This is a genomic window from Hwangdonia lutea (assembly GCF_032814565.1).
In the GTDB taxonomy this organism is placed as follows: Bacteria; Bacteroidota; Bacteroidia; order Flavobacteriales; family Flavobacteriaceae; genus Hwangdonia; species Hwangdonia lutea.
Window position 1 is genome coordinate 884104 of sequence record NZ_CP136521.1, and the last position, 13397, is coordinate 897500.

10 protein-coding genes, 1 tRNA gene and 2 rRNA genes (1 of these 13 running past the window's edge) are annotated in these 13397 nt (G+C 35.9%); 4 read left to right on the plus strand and 9 right to left on the minus strand.

What is annotated here, in order from left to right; all coding sequences use genetic code 11:
* Positions 1 to 111: 111 nt before the first annotated feature.
* A complete protein-coding gene (locus RNZ46_RS03825) occupies positions 112 to 723 on the plus strand; it encodes a DUF2652 domain-containing protein (protein WP_316984058.1) in 612 nt (203 codons plus the stop codon).
* Between the two features lie 7 nt (positions 724 to 730).
* Complete coding sequence (locus RNZ46_RS03830; RefSeq protein WP_316984059.1) at positions 731 to 1759, plus strand: helix-turn-helix domain-containing protein; 1029 nt, start codon at positions 731 to 733, stop codon at positions 1757 to 1759.
* A 53-nt stretch (positions 1760 to 1812) separates the two neighbouring features.
* Here the strand turns inward: RNZ46_RS03830 and RNZ46_RS03835 are convergent, their stop codons facing one another.
* The 7 genes from RNZ46_RS03835 to RNZ46_RS03865 all read right to left on the minus strand — a co-directional run bounded on the left by RNZ46_RS03835 (position 1813) and on the right by RNZ46_RS03865 (position 9765).
* Positions 1813 to 3969, minus strand: coding sequence for a peptidylprolyl isomerase (locus RNZ46_RS03835; protein WP_316984060.1), 2157 nt, complete (start codon positions 3967 to 3969; stop codon positions 1813 to 1815).
* Positions 3970 to 4172: 203 nt separating this feature from the next.
* Positions 4173 to 5462 carry a hemolysin family protein gene (locus tag RNZ46_RS03840; protein ID WP_316984061.1) on the minus strand — a complete coding sequence of 430 codons (1290 nt, stop codon included), beginning with the start codon at positions 5460 to 5462 and terminating at the stop codon, positions 4173 to 4175.
* Complete coding sequence (locus tag RNZ46_RS03845) at positions 5463 to 5657, minus strand: hypothetical protein (RefSeq protein WP_316984062.1); 195 nt, start codon at positions 5655 to 5657, stop codon at positions 5463 to 5465.
* Between the two features lie 67 nt (positions 5658 to 5724).
* On the minus strand, positions 5725 to 6279 hold the full coding sequence (lptC, locus tag RNZ46_RS03850; protein ID WP_316984063.1) for an LPS export ABC transporter periplasmic protein LptC: 555 nt from the start codon (positions 6277 to 6279) through the stop codon (positions 5725 to 5727).
* A 40-nt stretch (positions 6280 to 6319) separates the two neighbouring features.
* Positions 6320 to 7699 carry a tetratricopeptide repeat protein gene (locus RNZ46_RS03855; RefSeq protein WP_316984064.1) on the minus strand — a complete coding sequence of 460 codons (1380 nt, stop codon included), beginning with the start codon at positions 7697 to 7699 and terminating at the stop codon, positions 6320 to 6322.
* Positions 7700 to 7717: 18 nt separating this feature from the next.
* On the minus strand, positions 7718 to 9037 hold the full coding sequence (bamG, locus tag RNZ46_RS03860) for a BamG family beta-barrel-assembly machinery protein (protein WP_316984065.1): 1320 nt from the start codon (positions 9035 to 9037) through the stop codon (positions 7718 to 7720).
* Entirely contained in the window at positions 9037 to 9765 is a 729-nt protein-coding gene (locus tag RNZ46_RS03865) for a type III pantothenate kinase (protein ID WP_316984066.1), read from the minus strand. Before RNZ46_RS03865 ends, bamG begins: the two co-directional genes overlap by 1 nt.
* 174 nt (positions 9766 to 9939) lie before the next feature.
* On the opposite strand from RNZ46_RS03865, the gene RNZ46_RS03870 reads away from it, so the two are divergent.
* Both RNZ46_RS03870 and RNZ46_RS03875 read left to right on the plus strand, forming a co-directional pair.
* Positions 9940 to 10012 (plus strand) — tRNA-Phe (locus RNZ46_RS03870).
* Positions 10013 to 10226: 214 nt separating this feature from the next.
* Positions 10227 to 11777, plus strand: a complete 1551-nt coding sequence (locus RNZ46_RS03875) for an FG-GAP repeat domain-containing protein (RefSeq protein WP_316984067.1) — start codon at positions 10227 to 10229, stop codon at positions 11775 to 11777.
* A gap of 481 nt (positions 11778 to 12258) precedes the next feature.
* Here the strand turns inward: RNZ46_RS03875 and rrf are convergent.
* Positions 12259 to 12366 (minus strand): 5S ribosomal RNA (rrf, locus tag RNZ46_RS03880).
* Positions 12367 to 12501: 135 nt separating this feature from the next.
* Positions 12502 to 13397, minus strand: a 23S ribosomal RNA gene (locus RNZ46_RS03885) (it continues 1929 nt past the right edge of the window).

Sequence of the window (13397 nt, forward strand, 5' to 3'; positions counted from 1 at the left end):
AAAATAATGATTAACTCTTATGCTATTTTTATTAATTAATTTGGTGCTTGGTCTTTTATTAATCGTTTAATAAACTATCTTTAGCTTATTTTTTATTAATAAGTCATTAAAATGAAACAAAACCCAATGTTAATATGTATTCCGGATATAAGTGGCTTTACCCAATTTATGAGTGAAACAGATTCTGATTTAAGCTCTAAAATTATCCCTGCATTGTTGAATAAAATTATTTATTCAAACGAAATTGGTTTGAAGGTTTCAGAAATTGAAGGCGATGCTGTTTTGTTTTATAAAACTGGAAAATTACCGGCTTTAAAAACATTGGTTAATCAATGTATTTATTTTTACAAGGAATTTTATAAGCAATTACATATTTTAAAAGCTACCCACGATAATAACGAGGATAGCCATAAAATTCCTAAAACCCTGGGGCTTAAAATTATTTTACACTATGGGCATGAAATTGATACCGTACAAATTGGAAAACATATAAAACTTATGGGAGAAGATGTTATTATAGCCCACAAACTGCTTAAAAACAAAGTGCCAAAAGACGAGTATTTATTAATATCAGAGCATTTATTGCAGCAATACGATATGGAGGAACTGGATAATAATTTATACTGGAGTGAATTAAAAAAAGGTGAAAACGTGTATGAACATCTGGGAGAAATTAATTACACGTATATAGATTTAGAGCCACTGTTACATTTTAACACATAGTTTATTTATGATAGAAATTGAAATTAAAGCCAGCAATACAAAAGAAATTCTTGAAGACATCCAAAAGCATATTGGTGGTACTATAATTGAATTATGGAGTGAATGTACCTTAATTGTCGATAACGATTTAGCAAAAGGCAACATACGTTTTATACCCTTCGACTGGGGCGTAAACCTTTTGGATTATAACATTACATTTAAGGATGACGTAAGGCTTAAAATGCATGCCGAAAACTACAATCCTATTCGGTTTATTTATGTTTTAAACGGCAGCTTTAAGCATAGATTTGGTATAGATAACAGGGTAGAATTGGTAGAACAATTTCATTCTCTAATATTTACCAATAAAAGCGAAGGCATTAATTATATTCATTTCCCTAAGGATACCAAACTAGACATTAACGTCATTCAAATAATTAGGAAGCATTTTTTGAAAAAGCGGACCACGAATGTATCGACTTTAAATAAAAAGCTTTATGAAATTTTTCTTGATACCGATTACGAAAATCGATTTGTACACTACGGGTCGTTAAACCTTAAAATGGCCGACCTGATAAAAAAAACACGGAATATCAAAACCAAAGGCATGCTTCGTGTTTTAAAAATTGAAGCTAAAATTTATGAGATTTTAACTTTACACATTCAACGCCATAACAGGTTACAACAAGGTGTACCTTTACCAACCTCACTTATAAAAAGCGAACTTGTTAAGGTTAGAAAACTTGGTGAAGCCATACTAAAAAATCCCGCAAAAGATTATTCTTTAGAACAATTATCAACAGAATCAGGCTTATCGCAGGCTAAACTTCAAGATGGTTTTAAATTTTTATACACGCGAACCGTAACAGAGTATATTAGACATGTGAGGTTGGAATCGGCCAGAAATTTAATGATGACCACCGATTTAAATATATCTCAAATAGTGTATACTATTGGTTTTACAAGCCGAAGCTATTTTTCAAAAATATTTAAAGAGAAATACGATATAACCCCAAATGAATATAAAAAACAAATTGTAACACCCATTGCTGTTTAACAAAAAAAGCCTCGATAAACGAGGCTTTTTTTATATCATCTCTTTGTTATATTTTATTGAATTTGAGTTTTAGCTCGGTTATCTTCAATATCAGCTGCTTCTTTTAAAGCCGTATATAATTTAGCGGTTACCACACTTACTTTTTGTGCTTCTACCTGATTGGCAAATGTTTGGTAATTATCCAATTCAACCGCTGGGGTTACCTTAGTAACTTGAATCATATAAACACCATTGGCACCATCAATTAAATCTGATGTTTCACCTTCTTCCAAACCAAAAGCAGCACCAACAATAATGGGTTCTCTACCAGCCCCAGCAAGCGTTGGAGATTTCATGGTTACCGCCGAGGCAGTTCTTACTGTAGTGTTTTCAGCAGCTGCCAAATCTTCTAAAGTATTTACTGTAATTCTATCTCTAATAATTTTAGCTTTTTTCTCTTTACGAATGGCAGGTATGGCAATTGCCGAAGCGTCCTCAACGCTTTGCAGCCCTTCTTTATGCTTCGCTACTAATTGCGCAATAACATAACCATTAGACACGGTAAAACGTTTGATATCACCTACTTCTACACCCTCTTCGAAGGTCCAACGCACAATGGGTCGTTGGTTACCAACACCGGGGATATTTTCGTCCAATGCTTTTATACCGTTTACGGGTCTTACCGTAAATTTATTCTCGGTTGCAACCTCTTGAAAATCATTTTCTACTGCTTTTCGCTCAAAGTTTGCGGCATCTCTAAACACTTTTGAAATGGTAGCTTCAGACGGCTCAATTTTACGAGCCACGGTAGCAACCTGAATGGCTCTCTTTTTGTTTTTCTGTCCTTCAATCTCAATAATATGAAATCCAAAGATAGTTTTAACCACACCTAAATCGCCTACTTTACCTTCAAATTCAAAATCATTGAATTCCGGAACCATAGTATTGTACGGATGCCAATCGTAGCGCCCTTCGTTTTGAATACTACCTTGGTCTGAAGAAAATTCTTTTACAAACTCACCAAATTTAGATTTGTTTGATTTTAAAACAGCTAAAAGGCTATCGGCCGTAGCTTTAGCTTGTGCTTCAGTTTGGGTTACGTCTGGTGCCGCCGATTGCGCTCCTAAAAACGGAATTAAAATGTGACGAACCTTTGCAGAATCTGGAATTTGCTTAACCGCCGCAACCTTAGATATTTTAAAATAGCCATTGTCTTTGTACGGCCCGTAAATCTCACCTTCGTTAAGATTAAAAATACTGTCTGCAACTGCTGTTGGCAACGACGATTTAAAAACAAAACGACCATCAAATTTAATATCAGAATTAGAGTTTACAAACCTTTCGTTGTCTTTAGTATTAGCAAACCCTGTGATGGTTTCGTTAGCTTTTAGGCCTTCACTGTACTCTTCGCGATCGTTTAAAAGATTGGTTAATTCTTCTTTTATGGCATTTTCATCTTCAATGGTTGCAGCTTCTTTAAACTCAACATATCGAATATCTCTTGAAGCTTCAACTTCAAACTGTTTTTTGTTTTTATTGATATAATCTGAAATATCAGATTTTGAAACCTTGATCGTACTATCTGCTACTGAAGAATAAGGTACTTGCACATACTTAATATCTACTTTATCACCTTGTAACTTATGCTCTAATTTACCTTCGGCTAGGGTACCTGTTAAACCCGCTTTAACCAAATTGAAGTAGTTTTGGTTTAGCGCATTGTTAGCCAATTGCTTTTCGTAATTTACCCAATCGGCAAAGGTTAATGGTTGTCCTCCAATAAAACCTGGTTGCGGCGAAAGTTCTTTAAGATTGGCAATAAACTCGTTTAACTTGTTTTCATCAAATAAACCAGCTTCATTTAAAAACTCAGGGTTGGTCGCCATAGCTGTTTTCAACAAATCCCTCATTTGATCTTTTTCAATAGAAATCCCCAGGTTTTCATACTGCGTTTCCATTACAGCTTGTCTCACTTCTTGCTCAAAAACACTGTTCATAACTTGAGTGTTGGTGGCCGAAGCACCAGCACGTTTTTGGGCTATTTCCACTTTTTGCAAAAAGTCTTCGCGCGTAATATCCTTGCCGTTTATAGTCGCAACAATATTTTGCGATTTAGATGTTAGCGCATCGCTATTTTTAAATAAATCTGCTAAAACAAAAGAAAATAATGCCATTGCAATAATTAATATTAAAAATAGTGATCGTTGTCTAATCTTATTTAAAACTGCCATTTGTAATTAAATTTTAAAAAATCCTGATTTGGGATTAAGCTTATTAAGTTGTTAGTATATAAAATCTGTTATATTGATAAAATACAGTGCGCGAAAATACCATTTTCTATTTAATAATGAAAGTAGAAAGATGCTTAATTGCGTTAAATGATACAGATATAATTTATTATGAGAATCTGGAACAAGTTAAGCTTGATGAAACACTAATCTTCTTCTAAAAGTTTAAGTTCAACCAAATCAATTTTGGTGGTAGATACTTCTAAAATGGTAAATTGAAAGCCATCGATAATAACCAGGTCGTCTTTCGCCGGAATTTGCTCGGTTTGGTTCACTATCAACCCGCCCAAAGTTTCATAATTTTCATTTTCGGGAAGATTTAATTTGTAGGTCTCATTTAAATAATCGACTTCCAATCGTGCCGAAAGTGTATAGGTATCCTCATCAATTTGCTCTTCAATTAAAACCACGGTGTCGTGTTCATCTTCAATCTCGCCAAAAAGTTCTTCTACAATATCCTCAACCGTCATAATGCCCGATGTTCCGCCATATTCATCTAAAACCACGGCTATGCTTTTGCGTTTTTTAGTGAGTACATTTAAAACATCTTTTATGAGCACCGTTTCCGGAATATACTCTACCGGTAACATGGCCGATTTTATGGTTTTGGGTTTTTTAAACAATTCGAATGAATGCACGTAGCCCAAAATATCGTCGACCGTTTCTTTGTAAACCAAAATTTTGGTGCAACCCGTTTCGGTAAAAAGTGCGTTAAGTGTTTTAATGGATTCGTTAATTTCTACGGCAATGATTTCGGTTCTGGGCACCATTACTTCGCGGGCTTTAACATCGGAAAACTCCAAAGCGTTTTGAAAAATCTGAATCTCGGAATCCACATCGTCATGTGCTTCAACCGATTCCATTTGCTCGCTAATATAGTTGCCCAATTCTATTTTTGTAAAAGCCAATTGAATTTGGTCGCCTTCGGTTTTAAACAAATATTTGAGTAAAAAATCTGAAATCCAAATAACAAAATCTGAAATAAAAGTAAACAACACATAAAAAATATAGGCCGGAACCGCCAACACTTTAATGAGCGTATTTGAATAAATTTGAAAGAATACCTTGGGCAAAAACTCAGCCGTAATTAAAATTACAATAGTGGAAATTACGGTTTGCGATAATAAACTTAAATCGGTAAGCATGTAGTTTACAAAAACCGAAGTGGTGGGCAGCAAAGACTGAAACCAATTAACCAATACATCGCCCATAAAAAAGCCATAAACCACCAACGCTATATTGTTGCCAATAAGCATGGTTGTTATAAACTTTGATGGTTTTGCCGTTAGTCTACTTAATATTTTTGCTAGAACACCGTCTTGTTTTTTTTCAATTTCGATATGGATTTTGTTTGAAGATATGTAAGCAATCTCCATACCCGAAAAAAAGGCCGATAGCAATAATGATACAATTATGATAATGGCATAAATGCTCATTTATTTTGAATTGTTGCTTTTTTCAATTTTTTTAGCAAATTTCCTCCTAAAGAAAAATATAAAAACAGCCAATGCCGCCAATGCAAATGAAATGTAAGCACCGTTTGTGCCGTCACCCCATTTTAAAATCCCATCGTAAATAAATAAAACGGCAAATACCAAATAAGCGTATTGAAAAATCTTAGAATATTTCATTTTAAATCTTAAATTAAATTACTACAAAGATAATTAAAATAGGGATGCGGAATTTGAAGAAACGCACTTATTCGTCGAGCGTGATCGTGCCTGTTACTTCGAGCACTACAGCATTGGTGAAATTTTTATTGGAATCGAAACCATTACCGTTTATTACGTCCAAACCAGTTATAAAAGTTACAGGTTTATTGGTAAACAACCATTCTTTTTCTTGGTCGTAAAACAGTTGTTCGGCATACAAAGTATCGTTTGTGCTGGTTGTTATTTTTACATTGCCTTGTAAATCTATAAGTTTAGTTTCGCTGTAATTAATGGCATAATCGGCTACAACCACATTTTTATTATTGTCATCATCCAATAAATCTAACGTAATCCCATTGGGGAATTCAAAAAAAGGAAAATCCCTGTTTTGATAGTTTAGCATTTTCGGACTTAATAAAATGGCCTTAACCTTACCCGAATCGGTATGTACTAAATTAATGTTTTCGGCAATCCCGATGGGCTCATTTTCTGAAATGCCCATTTTTTGTACGGCTTTAAAGTTGTCTTTACACGAAAAAAACATAGTCACAACAATTGCTGTGACTATGTTTAGTATATAATATTTATATGTTTTTTTCATGAACTATATTGAATACATATTCAATACTTTGGTTCTTTTATTAAACCGATGGCACGGTAACAGAAGCCCCAATCCAACAACCAATTCTAATAACTTCACCAGAATTAGCGGCACTAAATATATCTGATTTTGATGGTGCTTTGGCTGAATAACTTGCAGCAGATTGTGCTGCAGACTTTTTTAACGTTGGGTCTACACGTCCAGCTTTTCTCGCTTCATCGGCCGCTAACCAATACACCGCTCTTTTATTAAAAGTGGTATCGCCACAATTGTTGGCACTTGCTGCATACATCGCTGCTATTGATAAATGCGGACGACCATTTGAAGGGTTAAGCTTTAAGGCATCTCTAAAATACCCACGGGCTTGTCCGTATCTGCCTTTGCTTTTAAGGATCAATCCAATTCTATTGGCTAATTTACCTTTTTTATAGTCATCATTTTCTAAATCGAATGACTGCTTGAAATAGCTAATGGCTTCAGATTCCTTACCTTCTTTTAACAACAATCCAGCAACAAAATATTTGGTATCTGCAGATGGTGCCGTTTCATCGTAAGCTTTTACTAATTTAATATATAAAGGATCGTCTGTACATTCTTTATTAAACATTCTGCTTACCGCACGTCTTAACCAAACCGCATCATTTTTAAAGGTTTCAAAGTCTCTTTGGTATAACGGAATTAGATTCTCGCAATTTGCTCTTTGCCCTAATTTACTATCAACACTTTCTGAAATTTTATCGTAAGCTCTTAAATAACTAGAATACGATTTTTTATATCTGCCTTCTTTACTTGTTAATGCAGTTCCGGCATCTTCTTTTTCAACTAATTTATTTAGTTTTTCAGAATAGCTTTCAATTTCGCCTTCAATCTTTTCAACAACGTCATCGTATTTATTAAATAATTCTTGAGCGGGTTTTTTACCAGCATCAAACAAATGTACCATCAAAGAAAAATAGGTGTATAAACTTTTTGGGTTTGTAAATGTGGCTTTATCTAATTTATAAGCCGCATCGAAACACTCGTAAAGCTCTGCATCAGTTTTATTTAAAATATCCTTATTATCGTACATGAGTTGGCACGCTTTTGCAGCATATTCACCTTTAGGCGTTTTGCTGGCAAAGTACGTTCCTCTTTCTTCCCACAGTTTTATAAGATCGTTTACATAAGCTACTTTATCTGCTCCGCTGGATTTATCAATTTTATCATTTAAAATTTTCTCACCATATACATAAATAGCCCTGTTAAATTTAGGATTACGCTGTCTTAGCTCCATAAATGGTTTGTATGCCGCCTCGTAATTTTTTGCCTTGGCATACTCTGTCATAATCGACAGGGTAGCCATATCCTCTTCATTCTGTTGTGCAAAACCTATGCTCAATCCTAAGAATAATAATGTTAAAAATGTAATTTTCGCCTTCATGATAATATTTTTATGTTGTTAGTCATACTTCCTTTTATTGAACCATCTATCGTTCAAAGATAAGCTTAATTGGAAATTTACAAAATTCTCTTGAATTAAGTTACTGTTTTTTGTGCCTCGTTTTCCTATTTCAAAACCTATATTGGCATTAGAAAACACTCTAATATCTCCAACTGGTAATCCTACTCCAAAAGATATGCCAAACTCTTTTATCGATTCATTATTTATATTTAATCCGGTTTTTTCCGACCGAATACCAGCTCTATAAACAACGCGTTTAAAGTAGCCATCGAGCGTATTGTAGTTAGGAATAAAGAATCCACCAAACGAAATTGTTGATGCATCTTCATATTGGGTAGCGCTGCTGCTGTATAAAGCATTTGAGAAATTACTGGTTTTTTGAGATGTATATTCGCCACCAATAAACCATTTTCGTGGCTGGCCAATTCCGGCACCAAAAGAAAATTTCGAGGGTATAATTAAATCGGTTTCTTTTAAGCCAATGGCCTCGAGATCTACTTCAATAGTGCTTCCCGGATTTGCAAATTCTTGTCCGGTATTCGCGTTGATTGTAATAGTAGAAAACGAGCGTTGGTTTTGCGATGTTAAACTGCTTTCTGGCGAAAATGTAATACCTGAAACCAATTCTAGTTTTTTGGTTAACATTTTTTTATAGGATAAACCAATGTTAAAACTCAATCCGCTTAAATCCGATCGATTGGATTCACGAGATTGATATTGTGTAAGCATGCCTTCATTATCATATTGGAATTCTACAGTCGCATTCTGAACATTTCCGAAGTTATAATGGGCATCAACACCAATGCTTAATCCCTTGACAAGCAAGTAGCCAAGGCCTATATATGCTTTATTAACGCCGCCTTCGCCTCTAAACCTGTTTACTGGCTTTTCTTCAGCATTAAGCGTTTCCAGCTTGTAACCCACAGATGTGTAGGGCATTAAACCAAAACCCAAGCCAAATTTTCCCATAGGAACCGACAAGGCTAAATAGTCAAACGTGGTTGCCGTAGCTTTATCACTGCCCGAATTGCTCTTTAAATCGATACTTGAATAACTACCACCCACTGTAAACTTTACAGGTCGGGTTTCTTTGTTATAATACGCTAAATTTTCGCTGGCGTAGGATGCCGGATTACGTAAATTAATATGAATACTATCGGTATAAATGCTTAATCCACCCATACTTCTGTTTTCGGCAGTTCCTTTAAATTTAAGACTTCCAATACCATAAAATGAATATGGCGAAGCAGTGCTTTGTTGTGCGTAACTCTGAATTGCAAAAAACGCAATAAAAACTATTACAAGTTTTTTTATCATTAGTTTGAATTAAATTGTAAAATATAGTTTAGTCCCTCTAAAAGGAAATTAGAGTTGGCAAATATGCTACTTTTTAATTGTTTTGACAAGAAATTAGCATCGCCTCCTGTTAAAATAACTGTTAAATCTGAATATTTTAGTTCATAATCCCTTATCACTCCTTCAATTTCTTTTAAAACCCCGTGCACAACTCCAGAATGTATTGATGCGTTTGTGGAGTTTCCGGTTATAGAATTTGGGATTTCTGTTTCTAATAACGGTAAATTAGCGGTTAAATTATGTAACGATTTATAGCGCATACGAATCCCTGGCGATATGGCGCCTCCTAAATATTCGTTTTTGTTGTTCACAAAATCGTAAGTAATGCAGGTGCCCGCATCTATTATTAAAGCGTTATTTTCCGGAAACTTATTTACCGAAGCACTAACCAATGCTATTCTATCTATTCCCAAGGTTTTTGGTGTGCTGTATAAATTTGTAAAAGGCAGATTGGTATCAGAATTTAAGCGAATTAAGCTGAAGTGTTCATCGATGTAATTAACGGTATCGTCTTGTAACTTTCCTACGGAGGACAAAATCACTTTTGAAATAGATTTATATTCCTTTTTCAGAAAATCTATATGATTTAAAAGATGCTCCAATTTAATCACATCCTTTCTTTTAATAGCATCGTCCTTAAAAACAGCAAGTTTTACATAAGTATTACCAACATCTACAATTAAATTCATATTCTATTAAAACGCTAAATTTACAAAACCGACAACAATTAAATTCTTAATTATATTATAATATTATTTTTTTAAAGACGAGAACATCAATTATATACCACAAAACCATAATTTTTTGTATTTTTATTTTGGCGAATAACAAAAATGAATATATATTTGCAACCGCTTTGGCGAGGTACCTTAGCTCAGTTGGTAGAGCAAAGGACTGAAAATCCTTGTGTCCCTGGTTCGATTCCTGGAGGTACCACAAAAAAATCCCGAAACAGCAATGTTTACGGGATTTTTTGTTTTTAATTACTGCTTACCTTAATTCCACAGCAAAAAAAGCACCTCATTCTACACCGTGAAATCTATTCTTAAATTTCTAAATAAGTCAAAACTGCTTAAAGTGCTTTAAACATCATTAAGTAGTCTGTTTTGTATAATTTTATTTTATATTTAAATTATAAATAAGCATACTAATGACATTTTTAAAAACAGCAAATCTTGCTTTTATAATTTTTACTCTAATTCTATTAAACTTATTTTTCTATAATAGTCGTAAAACAACCGAAATATATACTACAGAAACTACACTGTTCAAACAAGACTCTGTGCTTTCCGGAAAGCAATTAGCCCAAATATATTGTAAAATTTGTCATCAATTTCCAGAACCACAACTATTGGATAAAAGCACTTGGGCTAACCACGTGCTTCCTAATATGGGAATGCGAATGGGCATTAAAATTGCAGGCGTAGACCCATTTGCAGGCACACCAAAAGAAGATTTAGAATTAGTAAAATCTTTAGGAATTTATCCCGATAAGCCAATTATTACCGAGGAGCAATGGACAAAGATTACAGATTATTATATCAACGAAGCTCCAAAAAAGCCTATAGATCAAAACATTACAACCAAAAAAATCACCAATCTTTCTTTATTCCAAAGCAGAAAGGTTTTTATAAACAATAAAGGCTTCCCAAGAACTTCCATGTTGAAATTCGATAAGTCAAAAAACCTATTGTACGTTGGCGATGCGAGCAACTTAATTTATGTTTTAGATGATAAAATGACTGTCAAAAAAACATGGAAAATGCCAAGTCCAGCGGTAGATATTGACTTTCCAGCCAATAGTTCACCGCGCATATTAACCATTGGTAAATTTAATCCTTCCGACCAAAAGTTAGGGAGCCTTCTATATAATAATACAAGTCTTAAAAATCTGCCCAGACCCGTAAGCTTTACCACAGCCGATTTAAATGCAGATAGTAAAGAAGATGTCGTTATTTGTGGTTTTGGCCATAACACGGGCAAACTATTTTGGTATGACAACTTTAACCCAGAAAAAGAACACGTGTTAAAAAACATGCCCGGAGCAAGAAAAGTAGAAATCACCGATTTAAACCATGATGGCAAACCAGACCTTGTTGTTTTAATGGCGCAAGCATTCGAGCAAGTATCCGTGTTTTACAATCTGGGAAATAATATGTTTGAAGAAAAAGTAGTGTTGAAATTCCCGCCAGTTTATGGCGTTAGCTATTTAGAATTGGTAGATTTTAATAAAGATGGCTATCAGGATATCCTATTAACAAACGGCGATAATTGGGATTATTCCATAATCAGAAAAAACTACCATGGCGTTAGAATATATATAAACGATGGTCACGACAATTTTGAAAACGCCTTTTTCTACCCACTATACGGCGCCAGTAAAGCCTTGGCAAGAGATTTTGATAATGATGGCGATTTAGATATTGCCGCCTCCGCATTTTACAACAATCAAGATAAACCAGAACAATCTTTTATTTATTTATCAAACCAAGGAAACATGAGTTTTAAAGCACATTCCACCCCCGAAGCTGCATCAGGAAAATGGCTTACCATGGATGCCGCAGACTATGATAACGATGGCGATATCGATATCTTTTTAGGATCTTATTTCCATACATTCGGAGAATACTTCAAACATGTTTCAAAAGGCGTTTCAGATTTCCCGCAACTATTAATCTTAACAAATAATTTCGAAGAATAAATATCTAATCATAACCCTACAATTAATATTTTAGATTTTTTTATGTCGAATTTTTAACAAAAATGAAGAATGCGCTATCCGCTACTAGTTTTGGCTCGATGCGCGCCTCGCCAAAAGCTGTAAATTTATCCTGAGCGCAGTCGAAGGCCTGCTATCGCTCCCGCATCCGCCCGCCAAAACCTGCATTTAATTAATGTGCCAACATTTTGCTTGATTTTATCACAAAAAAAACCCCAACAGATCAATGTTGGTGATTCATCATTTCTATTATTGTTCGGTAAGTAAGGGCGAAAAAAAAATCCGGTCCAAAAAAGGCAGCGCCTCTACGCTCCCCCAAATGCAGTACCATCGGCGCCGATGGGCCTACTTCCCTTATCCCAAACGACCCCTCAAAGCCATGATCCAAACAATACAACAGGTTCCATTAAAGTTTATGGCAAAAAAAAAGAGTCTGACTACGTATTGTAATCAGACTCTTCAAAAAAGGCAACGACCTACTCTCCCACAAATGCAGTACCATCGGCGCTAACGGGCTTAACTTCTCTGTTCGGAATGGTAAGAGGTGAGCCCCGTCGCTATAACCACCTTAAGCTATAGCTGTTCGCTATCGGCGTTTAGCCTCCAGCATACAGCGTCCATCCTTGGACGGACAAATATCTTAACATATTGAAAAAGTCTACATGAACTATGAATAACCGTTTTGTACTTACTAAAAAAACAGGCGTACAATAAGCCTATGGGTTATTAGTACTACTCGGCTGTGACATTACTGCCTTTACACCTGTAGCCTATCGACGTGGTCATCTCCCACGACCCTTTAAAGAAATCTCATCTTGTGGTGGGTTTCGCGCTTATATGCTTTCAGCGCTTATCCCTTCCCAACGTAGCTACCCTGCCATGCCGCTGGCGCGACAACAGGTACACCAGAGGTTGGTCCAACTCGGTCCTCTCGTACTAGAGTCAGATCCACTCAAATTTCTAACGCCCACTGTAGATAGAGACCGAACTGTCTCACGACGTTCTGAACCCAGCTCGCGTGCCACTTTAATGGGCGAACAGCCCAACCCTTGGGACCTTCTCCAGCCCCAGGATGTGACGAGCCGACATCGAGGTGCCAAACCCCCCCGTCGATATGAGCTCTTGGGGGAGATCAGCCTGTTATCCCCGGCGTACCTTTTATCCTTTGAGCGATGGCCCTTCCATGCGGAACCACCGGATCACTATGCTCTTGTTTCCAACCTGATCGACTTGTAGGTCTCTCAGTCAAGCTCCCTTATGCCATTGCACTCTACGCACGGTTACCAAGCGTGCTGAGGGAACCTTTAGAAGCCTCCGTTACTCTTTTGGAGGCGACCACCCCAGTCAAACTACCCACCAAGCACTGTCCCCTTTTGTGAAGGGTTAGACTCTAGACAAGCAAAGGGTGGTATTTCAACAATGACTCCACAACGCCTGGCGACGCCGCTTCAAAGTCTCCCACCTATCCTACACATTACTTATCCAAAACCAATACTAAGCTATAGTAAAGGTGCACGGGGTCTTTTCGTCCCACAGCGGGTAAACGGCATCTTCACCGTTACTACAATTTCACCGAGCTCATGGTTGAGACAGTGTCCAGAT